The following is a 233-nucleotide window of genomic DNA, read 5'->3' as shown; positions in this document are numbered from 1 at the left end:
GGTGCGTCCGCACGAGATCACGGCACAGGACGCGCTCTACCAGGACGCGGTCGCCAACAGCGATCCGGTCAGCATCGTCGTCAACCGCGTGGTGCTGCCGGAAAGCCTGACTGAGACCGGCCCGGCCACGCGCGACATCGCCGTGCTGCTCGACTTCGGCGCCGTCGCCGGGCAGGAGGAGCAGACCATCGCCGTCTGGTACCAGCGCGCGGTGCCGGGGGACGAGCCGCTCA

Annotated in this window: 1 protein-coding gene; it reads left to right on the top strand. The window is 70.8% G+C overall.

What is annotated here, in order from left to right:
- Positions 1–233 (top strand): hypothetical protein (locus R0J92_RS26950; RefSeq protein ID WP_411053942.1); only part of this gene is annotated, 233 nt, incomplete at both ends.

Source organism: Tritonibacter sp. SIMBA_163 (genome assembly GCF_046535935.1).
GTDB classification, from domain to species: Bacteria; Pseudomonadota; Alphaproteobacteria; order Rhodobacterales; family Rhodobacteraceae; genus Epibacterium; species Epibacterium scottomollicae.
The sequence above is the reverse complement of the archived record's forward strand: the minus strand, read 5'-3'. Positions and strand labels throughout refer to the sequence as shown.